An 18,520-nucleotide genomic window follows, 5' to 3' on the forward strand; every position below is an offset into this window, starting at 1 on the left:
ATTGCTTATGGCTCATCGTCCACAGATAAAAATTCCCGCAACCTATATGCGGGGCGGCACCAGCAAAGGTGTATTTTTCTCGTTATCGGATTTACCTGAAGCCGCCCAACGGCCCGGTGATGCGCGCGATGCTCTATTACTTCGAGTTATCGGCAGTCCTGATCCCTATCAAAAACATACCGACGGAATGGGCGGCGCCACCTCCAGTACCAGCAAAGTGGTGATCCTTTCGAGAAGTGAACGGGAAGGCTACGATGTGGACTATTTGTTCGGCCAGGTAGCCATTGATAAACCCTTCATTGACTGGAGCGGAAACTGTGGAAACTTAACTGCTGCAGTAGGTGCCTTTGCCATCAGCAATGGCCTTATTGACACTGCCCGAGTTCCACAAAACGGCGTTGCGGTTGTACGAATTTGGCAATCAAATATCCAAAAAGCGATTGCGGTCCATGTTCCCATCACGAACGGTGAGGTTCAGGAGACCGGTGATTTTGAACTCGATGGCGTGACCTTTCCCGCAGCGGAAATACAAATTGAATTTACCGATCCTGCCGAGGGTGAAGGCGCAATTTTTCCCACTGGCAATCTTATTGATGAACTGGAAGTCCCCGGCATTGGCCCCCTTCAAGCAACCATGATAAACGCCGGTATTCCGACAATCTTTATCAAGGCCGATGCCCTTGGCTATACGGGAGCTGAACTACAGGATGACATTAATAATAATGCTAATGCGTTAGCGCGTTTTGAAGCCATTCGCGCCTACGGAGCGGTAAAAATGGGGTTGATCAGCAATATTGGTGAAGCGGCAAGCCGCCAACATACTCCGAAAATTGCAATGGTAGCGCCTTCTTCTGCTTACACTGCATCCAGCGGGAAACATATTGAGAAAAGTGAGATAGATTTACTGGTGCGCGCAGTTTCCATGGGAAAACTCCACCATGCCATGATGGGCACCGCCGCCGTGGCAATTGGCACTGCCGCGGCAATTCCTGGAACGCTGGTGAATTTGGCAGCAGGAGGAGCAAACAGAGACTCCGTTACCTTTGGACATCCTTCCGGTACGCTACGAGTAGGCGCTCAGGCGCAGAAAATCAATGGTCACTGGGTGGTGAGAAAAGCGGTAATGAGCCGGAGCGCGCGAGTGCTGATGGAAGGTTGGGTGCGGATCCCCAGTAACGCTTTATAACGATATGGTATTTATGTTAGCCATTAAATTAACCCTGTAGGGAAATTCAGCGTCAGCGCTACATCCAGGAACGCCGGCTTTTTTCCACTGCATACAGTGAAGAATTAATGAGCGCTAACGCTTCCTCCTCGTCCATATAGGGAACGGTAATACTGCCGCTTGCCATTACAAACTGTACGGTTGCCACTTTACGCCTTTTCATCAGCACACTTTGCTTTATCGCTGCCTGTTGAACTTTAAACGGTTGGAAACATTGATAATCAATACCGATAATCCCGCTTCTCACGTAGATATACTCCCCATCCCATGCCACCCCCCATCGCCACCAGCGCAGTCCGATAATGGTGCCAAGTAGCATAGCACCAACAGTCCCAATCACCGCTACCTGCCAGAGACTATCCATCAATGTCACTATCATCAGTAACACATAGGCGGGAAGTAATCTTATAAACCAGTGATGCCATAAAAAGCGTTTGCTGATGGCTCGGTACTTTGCCGAACCCATTGTGATATCGGGCATCAGCCCTTGGCTGAGTTTTTCTGCTTCCGCAGGAGTGACGGAAGGGACTAAAAGGGTATTGGCGGCGGATAAGTCTTGCTCCGGTTGTTGGCTGGCTTTGTTTTGTTCAAAAAACAAATTGGCGCGCCCCAGCACTTTATCCAACCAATCCTGCTTTACCGCAATAACCTGCACGCGAGAGCGCCGCATGCTGACTTCCTGCTTGTTCAACAAACCGCTGCGTCTTACGTATCTGTCACCTTGCCGACTTAAAGTATATCCATAAAATGTTAGTACAGAGCCGCCCACGGAAATCAGTGCCAGCAGTCCCATGACTATCAGCAAAATGGTAAGACTGTAAATTCCGAGCTGCCACCAAGCCGCATTCTGTTCGCCAAGAAGCTGTTGTAAGCTTAAGCCATTGCTTTCCAGCCAGCTAAAGCCTTGTCTATACAGATTATCGTAAAACGGTGCCGCTGCCCCAAGGAGTATCCACACACGATTATTGGTAATGCCGTGGATAAACAAATCATAGAGGGAACGCTGATTTAGAATTTCTTCATCTGTATCAGAGTCGGTCTTGGCCGATGGTGATGGTATTTTTTCATCGGTATTGTCTGCTTGCTGTTCGACATATTGATGACGTTCAGCCAGGATTTGCTGACGCAGCTTATTGGCATATTTGCCGCTCACTGCCACAATTTCTGCTTCTTCCTGCGCCGACCCTGCAGTGTCTAACACCACCACAACGAACTGTGTCAGCCGGTAATAAAAAGGCGTATTTATTTTTACGTTCTGAATCCGCCAGAATGGTAAGTTTATGTAACGACGATTGAGCACACCCAGGCGTATCTCTACGTGGCCGCTGCGTACCCTAAATTGGTAGAAGAAGTAGCTTATTGCCCCACTCATTGCCACTAAAAGGGCTGCGGCAATGATTGCTGACCATACATAAGGCTTACTTTGGAGGTTAATGGCGTTAATACTTACTGCTACAGCAGGTACGGCGTAGATACCAAAACTAACGAGTTTTTTTACGTTTGAAGCAGTAAAATATAAAATGGCAATGGGAGAAAGACGTCGCCAGGCGCTGCCAGTGTCGACAGCAGCTTTCCCGGTTTCTCCCTCAGCTTGTGTTGATGCCACACTGCTTGCTTTTGTCGTGAGATTATTTGGCATCTAAATCTTTATGATCAAGAATAAACTGGCGAATCTTTTGTGCAGTTGCACTCGGTAAACCCGGAATTTCAAAGGTGTGTCCTGCACCCCCTGCAGAAAAAACCTGAAGCTTGCTTAATCCCGCCATACGCTCTATCGGTCCTCGTTTTAACTCTACGTGCTGCACGCGCAATATCGGCTGGCAAACCGTTTTGCAAAAAAAGAGCCCGCTTTGCAGCACGATATCCTGTTGCCGCACAGCAAAACGAATGCGTTTATCAGCCATAAAGTGATAGCCGAACGACACCACTCCATACGCCAGAAGCAGCCCAGCCACAACAGGATAAGCCTCTCGCAGTGCTTCAGGTATATCCACCCACGGCTGAAATCGTACAGCACTGGCAATCGCCATCAGCAATGTCACCAGAAACACGGTCACAGCAAGATTGACCACCCGGTAGCGAGGAGAAATGGCTTGCATTGCCACCTCCTCTATCGCGGGTAGCGCTTCCAGATCGACGACATGATTGCTAAAAGCGTCTTCTGTCATGAAACGCCTTGCCTGAAGAAAGTGTGATCAATCATCGACCATCTGCTCATTTAGCCATTCCTGTAACGCTTTCATATCGTGCTGCACCGCCATTTGTAATTCCTCAACCCAGTCATGAACGTTTTGCCACCACGCGGGATGATCACCTTGTTGAATCTGATTGGCGATGCGCTGTACACGTGCCAAGCCTACGGAACCCGCCGCGCCTTTTATCTTATGAGCTTGAGAACAAACTTCAGATTTTTCGTCGGCGCTAAGGCTCAACTGCAGAATTTCCATGTACTCCGGCATTTTATCCTGAAACACTTTTACACTGGCTCTAACCATGTCTTCCCCAATGGTATCTACCAGCATCTGCAGTAAATCCATATCCAGAATGTTATTCAGGGTTTTAGAACTTTCTTCTTTTTTCACCCCAGTCGATTTGGCAACAGGCGAAACTTCTGGCTCGGCGAAGAGACTATTAAATACTTCAATAACACGACTTTTCTTCACCGGTTTAGCAATAACATCGTCCATGCCGTTTTGCAGATATTCTTCGCGTTTCTTAATGACATTCGCAGTTAAGGCTACCATCGGCGTTTGCATTACCAGATCCTCTTCCATCAACGTACTGGCAACATCAAAACCAGTCATGTCAGGCAGTTGAATATCCAGCAGAATAAGGTCATATTGGTTAGCTCTTGCTTTATCGATGGCTTCCTGACCAGTCATTGCCACATCGACATGCTGCCCCAGTTTCTCCAGCAGCGCTTTTGCGACCATCACATTTAGTTCAATGTCTTCAACCAACAATATCTGTAGACCCGTGACTTGAAGTTTTTCTACCTGCATCGGGCGCTGTGAGATCTGAAGGGGTAACTTAATTTCAAACCGCGTTCCTTTGCCCACCTCACTGGAAACTTCAATTTCACCGCTCATCAATTCTACCATCTGCTTACAGATAGCCAGTCCGATACCGGTACCAGTAGCAGATTGATGATCTGGATGATCCACTTGATAATACATAGCAAATATCTTATCCAGTTCGCCTTCCGGAATTCCCACGCCGGTATCTTCAATTACATACGTTACTATGCTGATATCGTTGGTTGGACGGCTGGCCGAAACAGTAAGACTGACGTGCCCTTTATGAGTAAATTTCACCGCATTAAACAAAATATTCCACAATATTTGCCGCAAACGGGTACCGTCCACTTCTACTAACTGCGGAAGTGGAGGATTAATTGTAGTAATTAATTCTAAAGATTTATCCGCCGCTAGCAGTCGAATAATACTGCTTAGTTCCTCGGTAAAATCCCGCAGCGATACGGTTTTAAGGCTAAGTTCCAGTTTATCCCGATCCAGTTTATCCAGATCGATAATATCGTTAAAAATATTGCCCAGCGTAATTGCACTGGCGTAAATGGTACTTACCCAGTTGAATTGCTCCTCCGTCAGGTCGGTGTCGCGTAACATACGACTTAGCCCCACAATGCCGTTCAAGGGCGTGCGTAGCTCATGACTAATAGTAGCAATAAAACGGGTTTTGTCGGTACTGGCCTTTGCGGCAGCGTTTTCAGCTTGTTTGCGTTCGGTCATATCCCGGCCAAATGCCAGCAATCCAAGGCGGTTGCCGTCACTGTCAAAGAAGGGTACCCGTTTCATTTCGAAGTAACGGCGACGGTCATCGGCAAAGCGCAACCAAAGCTCTTCTGTCATACTGGCGTTGGTTTCCAAGACTTCGTGATCGCTGGCCACAATCTGCCGGGCCAGTTCTTCTTCAAAAACATCGTGTAAAGTCAAACCCAGCAGCTCTTGCTCGGTTTTGCCCGTCATCATTTCAGCCACACGATTGCAACCTGCAAAACGTCCTTCTTCGTTGCGGTAGTAGATCAGATCGGGTGACGCATCAATAATGGAGCGTAACAATGTAGAAAGCCGGCGTGCTTGCTCTTCTGACTGAGATTTATCTTCAATCTCTTTTTCCAGATCCTGAAAAACGGCTTCTCTGTCTTCCTGCGCACGTTTTCGCTGCTCAATTTCATGGTTGAGCTGGCGGATATTACTCTGCAACTCGCGATTAAGAAAAACATCTTCTTCGCGCAGCCGCTCCAACTGACTGACCACTTCTTTTAGATTAGTGCGGGAGGTTTCTAACTGTTTAACCAGTTCGCTGACAAAGTAGAGTATCCAGGGTGCAGAAAGCATCGTCAGAATAATAGCAATGATAAAATCGTCCGGCTGTACCTCGGTGCCCAGGCTGACTCGAATCAAATAAGAGCCCCCAAGAGTAAATACCAGCGTCAGTATCACGAACAGAACACTGAGCTTTAATGTGCCAAAGGTTTTTACGAACTGCGCAAAACGGATGGCCCATGAATCGTTTGGAGAATCTTGATGCATAGTTTCTGTACAACAAATATTTGAGTAGGTTTATCCTAGCAGGTCTTGATGATGCGGAAAACGCAAAACCTCTTTGCTAAGTGAATCGGGGCGGTTTTTACACCAATTCGCATTAATGTGGATGAGCATTATAGCATCTTCGCGAAGAATGGTAGCAGTCACTGGCGGAACCTCTACATCGAAAAATTTTTGCTTCCCGCTGCGCGCCGCTGTATATTTAACAACCACTCAAATCAAAAATATAGGTTATAGTCAGGTTGGCCCCTGACGTCAGTTAAATGTGGGAATAAACAAAGAGTTATCGTGCACCTCACTTTACGGCTTTCCAAAAGTAGATAATATCCCTTAATTTTTGAATATATATTCATAACAATCAGTTATTCACCTTTCTAAGTTTAGAATATACATCCTAATTTCCCTGAAAATATAATATCCATAAGTTTTTATCTATATTTCATAAAGGTTGGTAAGTCGCTGAAATAAAGAGGTATAACAAGATAAACGCTTTTTCCTTCGGGGAGAATGCTGATTATCAATTGATTTTATATTGCAATATAGGTATTTTGTACGGCCCGCAACGCAATAATGCATAAAAATGCGGCGAATGACTGGTTTCCTCAAATAATAATAAACGACAAAAAATGACACTTGGAGTATGGTGATTTTCCAAACTCGTGGTTAGTTGTCTGTAAAATGTTGTGATACGCGAACCTCTGCGCATCCAAGCACTAGGTACCTTGCCCAGTCGAAGGTTGAAGGAGTTAAGAGATGAGTTTATATAATCCCAGTGATTCCCGGGATAACTGTGGCTTTGGGTTAATCGCCCATACTCACGGGGAAGCTAGCCACCTGCTGGTGAAGACTGCTATTCATGGCCTGGATAGAATGCAGCACCGCGGAGGTATTGCAGCCGACGGTAAAACCGGTGACGGCTGTGGTTTACTACTGCAAAAGCCAGATGCTTTTTTTCATTCTGTTGCAGCTGAGAACGGTTGGAAATTAAGCAAGAAATATGGCGTCGGCATGATCTTCTTAAGTCAGGACGAAAAACTTGCAGAAGTCGCTCGTAGCGTCATGAATGAAGAGCTTGAAAGAGAAACCCTGAGCGTGGTCGGTTGGCGTAAAGTGCCGGTTGATAACAGCGTGTTGGGTGAGCTTGCTCTATCCGGCGTGCCATTAATTGAACAGGTGTTTGTAAACGCACCTGCGGGTTGGCGCAAACGAGATCTTGAACGCCGCCTTTATATGGTGCGTCGCCGCGCCGAAAAACGTTTGGAAACTGATCCCGATTTTTACGTAGCGTGTCTCTCAGGCCTTGTCACTATCTATAAAGGATTGGTGATGCCACGGGATCTGCCGGCTTTCTATGCAGATTTAGCCGACGAGCGGATGCAAAGCGCAATTTGTGTCTTCCATCAGCGCTTTTCTACCAATACCTTGCCGCGCTGGCCGCTGGCTCAGCCATTCCGCTTTTTAGCGCACAATGGCGAAATTAATACTATTAAAGGAAACCGCGACTGGGCCAAGGCCCGTACCGCGAAGTTTTCTACGCCTCTTATTCCTGATTTGAAAGACGCTGCTCCGTATGTCAACACCGTAGGGTCGGATTCATCTTCTTTGGATAACATGCTGGAGCTATTTTTGGCTGGCGGCATGGATTTATTCCGTGCCATGCGATTACTGGTGCCACCGGCGTATCAGAATAATAAAACCATGGATGACGACCTGCGCGCCTTCTATGAATTTAACTCCATGCATATGGAACCCTGGGATGGTCCCGCTGGCATCGTATTGACGAATGGCCGGCACGTAGCATGCAATCTGGACCGCAACGGTTTACGACCGGCGCGTTACGTTATTACCAAAAACGGCTTTATTACACTTGCCTCAGAAGTCGGCATTTGGGATTACAGTCAGGATGATGTTATTGAAAAAGGTCGCGTAGGCCCTGGCGAAATGTTGGCGGTGGATACCTACAACGGCAAAATCTGGCGCTCTAATGAGATTGACGATGAACTGAAAGATCGCCACCCGTACCGGGAATGGCTGGAAAAGCACATCCGTCATCTTGAACCCATTGAAAAAATGGATGCTTCCTTAATTGGGCAGCGCGTATTTGATGACGACACCATGGCTGTATATCACAAGCTATTTAACTATAGCTATGAAGAGATTCAGCAGGTAATTAAGGTATTGGCAAAAGATGGCCAGGAAGCGGTAGGCTCAATGGGTGATGATACACCTATGGCTGTGCTGTCTTCTAAACATCGTACAATTTTTGACTACTTCCGCCAGCAGTTCGCGCAGGTGACAAACCCGCCTATCGACCCGCTGCGGGAAAGCCACGTCATGTCGCTCGCTACCTGTATTGGTCGTGAGCAAAACGTATTTAGCGAAACCTCGGGCTATGCTGACAGGGTATTGTTTAACTCGCCCATACTTATGTATACCGACCTTAAACAGTTACGGGAATTTAATCCTGATAACTATTATTCGGAAGTGGTGGAGCTACAGTATTCGCCGGAAGAGGGCTTAAAAAAGGCCATCGAGCGGATCTGTAATGAAGTTGAATACCTGGTTAAGCAAAAACGCGCTGCGTTCGTTATCTTGTCAGATCGTAAAATTAAGCAAAACCGCTTGCCTATTCCTGCAGCAATGGCTGTAGGTGCGGTTCAACGTCGATTGATCGATAAAGCACTGCGATGCGATGCTAACGTAGTGGTTGAAACCGCAAGTGCTCGCGATCCACACCATTTTGCTGTTCTGATTGGCCTTGGCGCCACAGCTATTTACCCATTCCTGGCTTACGAAACTATTGAGCAGCTATGTGATAAAGGCGAGCTTGGTATCACTGCTATGCAGGCGACATTAAACTACCGTAAAGGCATCAATAAAGGCCTTTATAAGATCATGTCGAAAATGGGTATCAGCACTGTAGCCAGCTATCGCAGCGCAAAGTTATTCGAAGCAATTGGTATCAATCAGGATGTGATTGAACTGTGCTTCCAGGGCGTACCTTCACGTATTCAGGGCGCCGGATTTGAAGATTTTGAGCAGGATATGATGAATCAGTCTCGTATTGCCTGGCTTAAGCGAAAATCTTTATCTCATGGAGGCTTGCTTAAGTATGTGCACGGTGGCGAATATCACGCGTACAACCCTGATGTAGTTACCACGTTACAAAAAGCGGTGGTCTCTGGTGATTATGCTGACTATCAGGCATTTGCAAAGTTGGTTAACGAGCGCTCACCTGCGCATCTTCGTGATTTGCTGGCGCTGACACCTAACAGTGAAGCTATCGATATAAGCGAAGTAGAAGAAGCGGAAAATCTGTTTCCTCGCTTTGATACCGCAGCGATGTCTATTGGCGCATTGAGCCCGGAAGCTCATGAAGCCTTGGCAATTGCTATGAACCGTCTCGGCGGTAAATCGAACTCGGGCGAGGGTGGTGAACACCCTTCCCGCTTCGGAACGGAAAAGAACTCTAAGATTAAGCAGGTTGCTTCCGGCCGTTTTGGTGTTACACCGCATTATCTGGTGAACGCTAACGTGATCCAGATAAAAGTCGCTCAGGGCGCTAAACCCGGCGAAGGTGGGCAGTTGCCTGGTGATAAAGTAAATAAATATATTGCGCAACTGCGGTTCTCGGTGCCTGGCGTGACCCTAATATCACCACCGCCGCATCATGATATTTATTCAATTGAAGATTTGGCGCAGCTTATTTTCGATCTTAAGCAGGTTAATCCGGCAGCGTTGATTTCGGTAAAACTGGTTTCTGAACCTGGTGTTGGCACCATTGCTACTGGCGTGGCTAAAGCCTATGCCGATTTAATTACCATATCTGGGTACGACGGCGGCACCGGCGCAAGTCCGCTGACGTCGGTTAAGTATGCTGGAAGTCCGTTTGAACTCGGTCTGGCAGAAACACAGCAGGCACTAATTGAAAATGGTTTACGCCATAAAGTACGTGTTCAGACAGATGGCGGTCTAAAAACAGGTTTAGATGTTGTGAAAGCCGCTTGCCTGGGTGCGGAAAGCTTTGGCTTTGGTACTGGACCTATGGTGGCTTTGGGCTGCAAATACCTGCGAATTTGCCACCTGAACAATTGCGCGACAGGTGTAGCAACGCAGGATCAAAAACTGCGTGACGAACATTTTATTGGTTTACCTGAAATGGTAATGAACTACTTCAGGTTCATTGCACAGGAAGTTCGCGAAATTATGGCGACTCTGGGTGTACGTAAATTTGACGAATTAATCGGCCGTACCGACTTGCTAAAAGTTATTAACGGTATAACTGCTAAGCAGAATAAGCTGGATTTATCGCCACTTCTGGTTCGTCCCAAAGAAGGTGAACACACACGTTTATTCTGTTCACAGACCACCAACCAACCCATGGATAAAGGGGAGCTAAACGGTCAACTGCTAAAAGATGCGCAAAGCGCAATTGCCGCAGGTAAAGGCATAAAGCTAGCTTACCCAATCCGCAATACGGATCGTTCAGTCGGTGCGTTGCTGTCTGGGGAAATTGCCAAGCATCATGGTAATCATGATATGGAAGATATGCCGGTAGAAGTACAGTTTACGGGTACTGCCGGACAAAGCTTTGGGGTGTGGAATGCTGGCGGTTTGCACATGCGTATTGAAGGTGATGCCAACGACTACGTCGGCAAAGGCATGACTGGCGGTAAACTGGTTATCTATCCACCGAAAAAAATCAGTTTTGACGCCCACAGCAGTACGATTATGGGTAACACCTGTTTGTACGGAGCTACCGGCGGTAAATTGCTGGCTGCAGGTCGTGCCGGTGAACGCTTTGCCGTACGGAATTCCGGTGCTATTGCAGTAGTCGAAGGCATTGGTGACAACGGCTGCGAATATATGACCGGCGGTATTGTTGCGGTTCTTGGCCCTGTAGGGGTTAACTTTGGTGCCGGTATGACAGGCGGCTTTGCTTACCTCTATGACGAAGGCGAAGATTTGGATAACCGGGTCAATCAAGAGCTTGTTGAAGTTATGCCAATTGACGACAAAGTCATTTTGGCCGAGCACCTTCGTGGCTTGTTAAACCAGCATTATGAAGAAACGGGTAGTGAGCATTCGCTGTCATTGTTGACCGATTTCACCACCGCTCTTACGCGTTTTAAGCTGATCAAACCGAAAACCAGTGATGTGAAAAACCTGTTGGGCCACATCAGCCGTTCGAGTGACGAACTGCGAATTCAGGCTCAATAGGGAGGCAGTAAACTTATGGCGAAAAATGTCTATCAATTTGTTGACGTGGAAAGGATAGATCCACCGAAGAAGCCCATCACAATGCGCAAAGAGGAATTTGCTGAGATTTACCAGCCGTTGAGCCAGTCTCAGACAGAAGGTCAGGCAGATCGGTGTCTTGATTGTGGTAACCCTTATTGTGAATGGAAATGTCCGGTACATAACTATATTCCGCAGTGGCTTGACCTGGCGAATCAGGGACGCATTCTGGAAGCGGCTGAGCTGTCCCACAAAACGAACAGCTTGCCGGAAGTTTGTGGCCGGGTTTGTCCGCAGGACAGGTTATGTGAAGGCGCATGTACATTAAATGATGAATTTGGCGCGGTCACCATTGGTAGTATTGAAAAATATATCACTGATACCGCGTTTAAGATGGGCTGGCGGCCAGACATGTCGGACGTTGTCTGGACCGACAAAAAAGTGGCAGTGATTGGTGCTGGCCCGGCTGGCTTAGCCTGTGCAGATGTACTGGTGCGTAATGGCGTCAAACCGGTAGTCTACGACCGTTACGAAGAAATTGGCGGCCTGCTTACTTTTGGTATTCCGTCGTTTAAGCTGGAAAAGGATGTCATCAAACTACGCCGCGAAATCTTTACCGAGATGGGAGTGGAGTTTGTTTTAAATACGGAAATTGGTAAAGATATTGCCATCGAAACCTTAATTAAAGATTACGATGCAGTATTTCTGGGGATGGGCACCTACAGGTCGATGCAAGGTGGCTTTGAACATGAACATGTTGAAGGCGTACACGACGCACTGCCTTTCCTTATTGCTAACACTAATCGGGTTATGGGGCTGGAGAAAGACCCTGCTGATTTTGTGGATATGAAAGGAAAAACGGTGGTGGTGCTTGGTGGTGGAGATACCACCATGGATTGCGTCAGAACCTCCATTCGTCAAGGCGCTGAGCGGGTAATCTGTGCGTATCGTCGTGACGAGGAAAGTATGCCGGGCTCGCGCCGTGAAGTTATCAATGCGCGGGAAGAAGGCGTAGAGTTTATGTTCAACTTGCAGCCTTTAGATATAGCGCTGAACGACAACGGTACGGCAGCTGGTGTGAAAATGGTGAAAACCGAGATGGGCCCACCCGATATTAATGGACGTCGTCGTCCCGTCGAGGTCGAAGGGTCCGAGCATGTGGTGAAAGCAGATGCGGTCATCATCGCGTTTGGTTTTCAGCCCAGTCCCGCTAGCTGGTTTGCTGATTACGGTATTGTTCTGGATGAAAAAGGACGTGTAATTGCACCTGCCAAGGGTAAATTCGCGTTTCAGACTTCTAATCCAAAGATCTTTGCCGGTGGCGATATGGTTCGCGGCAGTGATCTGGTGGTAACCGCAATTGATGAAGGTCGCAAAGCGGCCGATGGTATCATGGACTATCTGGGCGTTTAATCATCTCAATAGGGTAAGCTATCTGGCTTACCCTATACTTATATACTACTACACATACCTAATAACTCCCCCTCCTGCATTGCGCTGACTTTTTGCACAACTTATATTCATCACAAGGGTTTCCCACCCCACCATGTTGAATAACTTTAAAAGAAGTCAGAGAATATTATGAAATTACGTAGCGCCCTGTTCACACTGATTGCCGGTGTAACTGTCTCAGGTAACCTGATGGCTGAACCCGCAATTTCTGCGCCTGATACCAAATTATGTCCGGTAGACTTTCACACAGTTGTGCTCCCTGACAACGCTAAACAGTGTCAGCGTTTTGACGTCGAGATGCCTGCTACCATGATTTACTTTGCGCCTCAGAGCAAAGCAGATTTGATTGCATACTATCAGTCCACCATGCCGTCACTGAAGGTTCATTCTACGTTTAATGGTCGTACGCTGCTGATGGCAGAGAACCAGCAAATTCGCGTTATTGTTTCTCCTGATAGCACTGGCTCTCAGGTAGATATTATGGTTACTGCGCCACAGGAAACACTGATCACAAGCCTGTAATTTCCTATTTAAGTGCCGGGATCCGCTTCCGGCACCTTACTTTTTACCCCTCCCTGTTCCATTTCCAACAATATCTAAATAACTGATCCTAAGTCTGCTACACCTCAGCCAGTCCATGTTGGTTGCCGGGGAATGGCGAAGCAGTTTCCATAAATCGTCTTACTTGCTGTAGTAGCTCCCACATTTGTGAACACCGATGGTTGCGCGTCACGGTTTCATGTAGTGCGTGCCATAGCTTCTCAATCTTGTTCACCCAAGGACTATAGACCGGCTGAAACAGCAATGTAAATTTCGGATTTTGCTTCAGCCATGCCTGAGTTTTTCTACTTTTGTGGATAATGTAGTTGTCCACTATTAACGTAATGGTTTTGGCTTTCCGATATGTCTTTCTCAGGTACACCATCAGTTTGATAAATAGCTCCGAGCATTTGGAATGGCTACCCACATATTTCACGGCACCCGTTCCGGCGTGTAAGGCTCCGGCAAGATAGTATTTTTCATTACGACCAGGTGTTGGCACCAGTCGCTGCTTGCCTTTAAAACCCCAGTCTGCGCCTATTTTAGGATTCAGATGGATATCCACTTCATCCTCATAAAATACTGGATTATCAGCATCACATTTATCCAGTGCGGCCTTAATAGCAGCAAGTTTTTCTTCCTTGTGCGGATCGCGAATTCGCAATGTGGGTGCGGCTCGTCGCCACACTATCCCCAGCTCTGGCATCCAACGTCGCAATGTTGAACTATGAACCTGGATACCGGCATGTTTAAACATCACGTTTGACAACAGCTCGGTACTCCAGCGACTACGCTGGTAGCCTAAGTCCTGCGGTGAGCAGGGAATAAGAAAGTGAAGCAACTTCACTATCACAGCGCCCGGAAGGTAAGCTGGCTTTCCTTGTTCTGCATCCTTTAAACCTTCAATACCAACTTCGCTATACCACTTGCACCAACGGTTTACCGAGGAGCGGGCTGCGCTCAATAGTTTCGCCACACGAGAGCGGGTATGCCCTTGGCTAACCAGCAACACCGCATTAGCTCTACGGCTAAAACGTTTATCTTTACTACGTTGAACGATTTTTTCTAATCGGCGTCGCTCAGGCCGGTCTATCAGTGATATTCTGTTCATGCTCAGTGTGGTTCTCGGTAATTTCTGTTTGGCGACCGATCTGATCGCAGAAATCACACTGAGTTCCCTTAGGGGGTGATCTATATTTAGGAACAGCTATTTAGAATAAACCTAGCCCTTCCCCGTCTACAATCTGCACGCGTTTGAGAAAAATTCCTTCAGCTGATGAACCTGGCACTTCCTTTGCTATTTCTCTTCTGAACAACCTAATGTTGCGGTTGTGTCAGAATTCTGACGCTATCCGTCTTTTTTATTCGCGAGGACTGTTATGGAATTGGCTATAATTCTAATGATGCTGCTGATCGTAGTGGCATTGGGCGCTATGAAATTATCGGATCAGGGTGTTGCCTTTCCTTTTCGTCGGAAAAACCAGCTTTTCACCCCGGTAGAACACACCTTTTTAACGCTCATAGAGCAGTCGATGGGACGAGAGTTCCGGATTGTCTGTCGTGTCCGGTTAAGCGATTTACTCACGGTGCCTCAACAAACAAACAAAAAGCAGGCTAGCGCAGCATTGGCGCGGGCGTCTTCTCGTCAGCTGGACTTTGTGCTTTGCGATAAAGAAGACATGACGCCAGTTCTGGCCATTGATCTTGTCCACAGCAGTGGCAAAGAAGGATATAAAACCCAACGCGACTGGTTTGTTAGCGGTGCGCTTGATGCTGCGGGAGTTCCTCATGCGCGAATTAAAGTGCAATCCGGCTACAGTGTCGAAGAAATTCGAGAGTGTTTGGAAAACAAGTTAATTCCTTATCGCAGAAAACTGCAACGCATAGCGCAGTTACCGTCGCACAATCCAGCGCCGCCTAAGCGCCCTACTCGTCCGATTCGCTCCAGCCGCGCGGCCGCGTAAGTTACTTTAATTTCTTCGGATGGCAGCCGCCCCCAGGCTGTCGTCCTTTTCTTTTTACTGCCAGGCTTTATACTGTCTAATTTCAATCCTCAAAGAGAAGTGTTTAGCTTAGAGAAACGTGACGCTGACTTAGCATTTTTCTATGCGGATTGATACAACCCCATCTACCCAACGTTGCGCACCTTCACAGGCAAAAAATCTCGCTGTACGAGTGAACATGCAACACGCAGACACGGAACAAAAATAAGTATGAGAATAGGAATATTAGGTGCCATGGACGAAGAAGTGGCATTGTTACAGTCTTCACTGGACAATTCATCTACCGTACAACACAAGCATCTTAGCTTTTGCCAAGGTACGCTGCATGGCGTAGAAATTGTAGTGGTCAGGTGTGGCATTGGAAAGGTAGCAGCAACAATTGCTACTACGATACTTATAGAGCAGTTTTCGCCAGATTATGTGGTCAACACCGGTTCCGCTGGTGGGTTCGATATTAACCTGAACATTGGTGATATCGTTATTGGCACTGAGGTCCAACATCATGATGTGGATCTTACCCACTTCGGTTACGCTCCGGGCCAATGTGCCGGCGGGTTGCCAGCCACCTATACCTGTGACAAAACATTGGTGGACGCAGCAAAAAAGGCAGCAGTTGTGCTGGAACACGTGCAAAATAAAACTGGTTTAATATGCACTGGTGATGCTTTTATAGGCTCTGATGAAGCCGCCCAGCGCCTGCGCAGTACCTTCGCCGCTATGAAAGCCTGTGAAATGGAAGGTGCAGCCATTGGCCAAACCTGTTTTATGCTGCAAACGCCGTTTCTGGTGATCCGGTCACTTTCAGATATTGCTGGCAAAACATCAACTGTGTCGTTTCAGGAATACCTTCAAACTGCTGCAAAAAACTCGGCCCAATTGGTGATCGGCATGATAAAGGCGTTAGCGTAGCGCCCGTTGTGCACTGAGTCACCTAACTAACCTGAATCTTGGATAAGAAGTGTCGATTAAATTCATATTTGTACAAACGATAGCTTAATGGGCGTAATTTTAGTTAGCGATGACGGTATGTCATTTAGTGACGATATTTATGGGGATAGCAACGCGCGACTACGTCATAGCTGGCTATGACCAGCAAGCGCAACGATGACAGGCGCATAAATAGCGTTATTGAGGGGCGCTGCTTACCCAGGATCAGGATAATTACTCATGGAAGCTCTGCTTACCCACTCTTCATTACAAACGTTGCTTATTTTGCTAGCCGTTACGGCTGTTGACGGAATTTGGCGTTGGCCGCTAAGCAGCCATCCGTTAACCTTGCTGCGTCATCTTGCAGAGGGCATGGCAACCAAGGTACGCCCGTCCAGTCAAGATGGACGCACGCAGCACCGCATTTCCGGTGCATTAGGGGCTGGCGTGTTAATTGTTCCTTTCGTAGTGCTGATAGCGATGCTCGTGTATATGGCCGAGTATCCAGTCTTCTTTGAGGCAATTATAATCGCAAGCATTATTGATTTTGGCCATATACGCTGGCGTTACCAGCGCGTAGTCACCGCACTGGGGCAACAGAAAAAGCTGCTGGCGCGGGATATGCTTAGTCATATTGTGGCTCGAGACTGTCACGCGCTGAGCGAAATAGGAATTGCAAAAGCGGCTATTGAGTCTCTTTTACTACGGTTCCACTACCAGTACTGTGGCGTCATTATCTGGTTTATATTAGCCGGCCCTGTCGCAGCTCTCACTTATCGAATGATATTGCTGTTCGCCTGGCAGTGGCATTGGCGCAGACCGGGTTTTCTTTATTTTGTACAACCGGTGCGTAATCTGGCTAAAGTGGCGGCATTTCTTCCGCTTTGTTTCAGCGCATTCTTACTTATGCTTGTCACCAACCCTTCTACTGCATGGCGGGCAGCAAAACGCAGTCCGGCAAAAGATACTACGTCAGTGCTGCTGGCTTTATTTGGTGGCGGCATGGGTATCAGGCTTGGTGGCCCGGTTATGTATCACGGCTCCAAGTATCGCTATCCTCGTGTAGGCGGTCCGCGCGACGTAAGATATTCCGATCTGACCTATTGCCAACGCGCTATTACGCGCGCCACCCTGCTATTGATCGCGCTAGCCAGTCTGTTGCTGCTACTTGTCTGGTTTATCAACCGACCATACGGAAGTTTACTCTAATGCATAAGCGGTTATTTTTTCTCACACTCACGGTCTTCTGTGCATCCATCATTAGTATCAATGTTGTAAGTGCAAAGGAAATGCGTATTGTGTCACTTTCTCCGCATCTTACCGAATGGGTGTACAGTCTAGGGCGCGGCGACTTTCTTGTTGGTGCCAGTCAAGCGAGTGACTATCCAGCAGCGGCAAAAGCCCTGCCCCGGATAGCAGACTTCAACGGTGCTGACATTGCGGCCATTGTCGCTCTCGAACCTAATCTTGTATTGGCGTGGGGTGGCGGCAATAAACCCCAGGACATTGCTCGATTAAAGGGGCTGGGGATACCAGTTTTTATTTCTACGCCGTTGCAACCTGAAGATATCAGCCGCGAGCTGCGTAAGTTAGGTCCGCTGCTGGAGCGACAATCTTTAGCTGATAAACTAGCAGACGAATTCGACGCCGAGCTGGCAGCCATTACCCGCACCTACGATCTTCAGCCGGGAGTGTCGGTATTTTATTATATGTGGACACAGCCGTTAATGACGGTAGGACCGAATGCATGGGCAAGCGCTTTACTTTCTCACTGTGGTGCCAGAACGTTGTTTGCTGACTCCCCGGTGGATTATCCTCAAGTGAGTATTCAGGAGGTTATTCGCCGACAGCCGGACTTTCTCGTCGCGGCCACTTCACAATCGATAGCCTCTCAGAAAGCTTATTGGCAACCTCACCGCAAGGTGCTGTCGGCTCCCCTGCTAATGGTAAACCCGGATATTTCCAGTAGATTTACGCTTCGGCTGTTGTCAGAGCTGGAAACATTGTGTCAGCAGCTGCATCCGTAAAAAGTAAAGGCGAGTGGTAATTCATCGGAAATTATTTCACTTTCGTCGGATAACGGTTATTATTATTCCTTAATCGGGCCCCTTTTTTAGCAACCCACTGCCATTGACACCTTTACAGGTAACCTTATGCGCCAGCTCTTTCTTATCGCTTTTGTTATCAGCAGTATTTTTGCGGCATCCACCCTGTATTGTTCTGCGCAGATCCAACAAACTAAGCATGTGGAAGCGTCTGCTTTTTTGCTGGAGCGGGTAAAAAATGATGAATGGCTGCTGATTGACGTTCGCTCACCCGCAGAGTATCAGAAGGGTCATATTCCCGGCGCTATTAATATTCCGCACAGCGAGATTCAACACTACGTCAGCCAACTTCAAGATCACAAAAATACGCCTGTTATTATTTATTGCCGGTCAGGCCGGCGCGCCCAATTAGCAATCGAAACATTAAAAGCTGCAGATTTCAGTGATCTAAGTCATCTGGAAGGTGATATGATGGGGTGGTATGATACTGGCTTGCCAGTAGATAGCATGTAATGTATTGAG

At 47.5% G+C, this 18,520-nt stretch carries 13 protein-coding genes; 9 read left to right on the forward strand and 4 right to left on the reverse strand.

The features are described from left to right. Positions 1–7 precede the first annotated feature (7 nt). Positions 8–1,186 carry a 2-methylaconitate cis-trans isomerase PrpF gene (gene prpF / locus CA267_RS04530; RefSeq protein ID WP_075608586.1) on the forward strand — a complete coding sequence of 393 codons (1,179 nt, stop codon included), beginning with the start codon at positions 8–10 and terminating at the stop codon, positions 1,184–1,186. 58 nt (positions 1,187–1,244) lie between these two features. Here prpF and CA267_RS04535 read toward each other — a convergent pair whose 3' ends face one another. The 3 genes from CA267_RS04535 to arcB are packed head-to-tail and all read right to left on the reverse strand — an operon-like array spanning position 1,245 to position 5,778. Then, positions 1,245–2,831 (reverse strand): PH domain-containing protein, encoded by a 1,587-nt coding sequence (locus tag CA267_RS04535; protein ID WP_075608585.1) that lies wholly within the window; start codon positions 2,829–2,831, stop codon positions 1,245–1,247. Between the two features lie 22 nt (positions 2,832–2,853). Continuing rightward, a complete protein-coding gene (locus CA267_RS04540) occupies positions 2,854–3,393 on the reverse strand; it encodes a PH domain-containing protein (protein ID WP_075608584.1) in 540 nt (179 codons plus the stop codon). 27 nt (positions 3,394–3,420) lie between these two features. Then, the gene (gene arcB / locus CA267_RS04545; RefSeq protein WP_075608583.1) at positions 3,421–5,778 is read right to left on the reverse strand and encodes an aerobic respiration two-component sensor histidine kinase ArcB; all 2,358 of its coding nucleotides are present in this window, start codon (positions 5,776–5,778) and stop codon (positions 3,421–3,423) included. A 768-nt stretch (positions 5,779–6,546) separates the two neighbouring features. On the opposite strand from arcB, the gene gltB reads away from it, so the two are divergent. From gltB to CA267_RS04560, 3 genes are all read left to right on the forward strand, one after another. Further along, the gene (gltB, locus tag CA267_RS04550; protein WP_075608581.1) at positions 6,547–11,013 is read left to right on the forward strand and encodes a glutamate synthase large subunit; all 4,467 of its coding nucleotides are present in this window, start codon (positions 6,547–6,549) and stop codon (positions 11,011–11,013) included. Positions 11,014–11,028: 15 nt separating this feature from the next. Continuing rightward, positions 11,029–12,444: an FAD-dependent oxidoreductase gene (locus CA267_RS04555; protein ID WP_075608580.1), complete on the forward strand. Its 1,416-nt coding sequence runs from the start codon at positions 11,029–11,031 to the stop codon at positions 12,442–12,444. Between the two features lie 168 nt (positions 12,445–12,612). Then, positions 12,613–13,005 carry a hypothetical protein gene (locus CA267_RS04560; protein WP_075608579.1) on the forward strand — a complete coding sequence of 131 codons (393 nt, stop codon included), beginning with the start codon at positions 12,613–12,615 and terminating at the stop codon, positions 13,003–13,005. 97 nt (positions 13,006–13,102) lie between these two features. Here CA267_RS04560 and CA267_RS04565 read toward each other — a convergent pair whose 3' ends face one another. Next, positions 13,103–14,134 (reverse strand): IS630 family transposase, encoded by a 1,032-nt coding sequence (locus CA267_RS04565; RefSeq protein ID WP_075610000.1) that lies wholly within the window; start codon positions 14,132–14,134, stop codon positions 13,103–13,105. 268 nt (positions 14,135–14,402) lie between these two features. Between CA267_RS04565 and CA267_RS04570 the strand changes: the two genes are divergently transcribed. The 5 genes from CA267_RS04570 to CA267_RS04590 all read left to right on the forward strand — a co-directional run bounded on the left by CA267_RS04570 (position 14,403) and on the right by CA267_RS04590 (position 18,511). Further along, a complete protein-coding gene (locus tag CA267_RS04570; RefSeq protein ID WP_075608578.1) occupies positions 14,403–14,987 on the forward strand; it encodes a DUF2726 domain-containing protein in 585 nt (194 codons plus the stop codon). A 249-nt stretch (positions 14,988–15,236) separates the two neighbouring features. Beyond that, positions 15,237–15,935 carry a 5'-methylthioadenosine/adenosylhomocysteine nucleosidase gene (locus CA267_RS04575; RefSeq protein WP_075608577.1) on the forward strand — a complete coding sequence of 233 codons (699 nt, stop codon included), beginning with the start codon at positions 15,237–15,239 and terminating at the stop codon, positions 15,933–15,935. 258 nt (positions 15,936–16,193) lie between these two features. Then, positions 16,194–17,162, forward strand: coding sequence for a cobalamin biosynthesis protein CobD/CbiB (locus CA267_RS04580; protein WP_075608576.1), 969 nt, complete (start codon positions 16,194–16,196; stop codon positions 17,160–17,162). Beyond that, complete coding sequence (locus CA267_RS04585) at positions 17,162–17,980, forward strand: cobalamin-binding protein (protein WP_083638332.1); 819 nt, start codon at positions 17,162–17,164, stop codon at positions 17,978–17,980. Before CA267_RS04580 ends, CA267_RS04585 begins: the two co-directional genes overlap by 1 nt. 126 nt (positions 17,981–18,106) lie before the next feature. Further along, positions 18,107–18,511, forward strand: a complete 405-nt coding sequence (locus CA267_RS04590) for a rhodanese-like domain-containing protein (protein WP_075608575.1) — start codon at positions 18,107–18,109, stop codon at positions 18,509–18,511. The last annotated feature ends 9 nt before the right edge of the window (positions 18,512–18,520 follow it).

This window comes from Alteromonas pelagimontana, assembly GCF_002499975.2.
Classification (GTDB): Bacteria; Pseudomonadota; Gammaproteobacteria; order Enterobacterales; family Alteromonadaceae; genus Alteromonas; species Alteromonas pelagimontana.

Bases quoted from the DNA above. Each gene is read 5' to 3' on its own strand.
- CA267_RS04565 (WP_075610000.1), bottom strand. From the start codon at position 14,134: ATGAACAGAATATCACTGATAGACCGGCCTGAGCGACGCCGATTAGAA.
- gltB (WP_075608581.1), top strand. From the start codon at position 6,547: ATGAGTTTATATAATCCCAGTGATTCCCGGGATAACTGTGGCTTTGGG.
- CA267_RS04585 (WP_083638332.1), top strand. From the start codon at position 17,162: ATGCATAAGCGGTTATTTTTTCTCACACTCACGGTCTTCTGTGCATCC.
- CA267_RS04560 (WP_075608579.1), top strand. From the start codon at position 12,613: ATGAAATTACGTAGCGCCCTGTTCACACTGATTGCCGGTGTAACTGTC.
- prpF (WP_075608586.1), top strand. From the start codon at position 8: ATGGCTCATCGTCCACAGATAAAAATTCCCGCAACCTATATGCGGGGC.
- CA267_RS04540 (WP_075608584.1), bottom strand. From the start codon at position 3,393: ATGACAGAAGACGCTTTTAGCAATCATGTCGTCGATCTGGAAGCGCTA.
- CA267_RS04575 (WP_075608577.1), top strand. From the start codon at position 15,237: ATGAGAATAGGAATATTAGGTGCCATGGACGAAGAAGTGGCATTGTTA.
- CA267_RS04555 (WP_075608580.1), top strand. From the start codon at position 11,029: ATGGCGAAAAATGTCTATCAATTTGTTGACGTGGAAAGGATAGATCCA.
- arcB (WP_075608583.1), bottom strand. From the start codon at position 5,778: ATGCATCAAGATTCTCCAAACGATTCATGGGCCATCCGTTTTGCGCAG.
- CA267_RS04580 (WP_075608576.1), top strand. From the start codon at position 16,194: ATGGAAGCTCTGCTTACCCACTCTTCATTACAAACGTTGCTTATTTTG.
- CA267_RS04590 (WP_075608575.1), top strand. From the start codon at position 18,107: ATGCGCCAGCTCTTTCTTATCGCTTTTGTTATCAGCAGTATTTTTGCG.
- CA267_RS04570 (WP_075608578.1), top strand. From the start codon at position 14,403: ATGGAATTGGCTATAATTCTAATGATGCTGCTGATCGTAGTGGCATTG.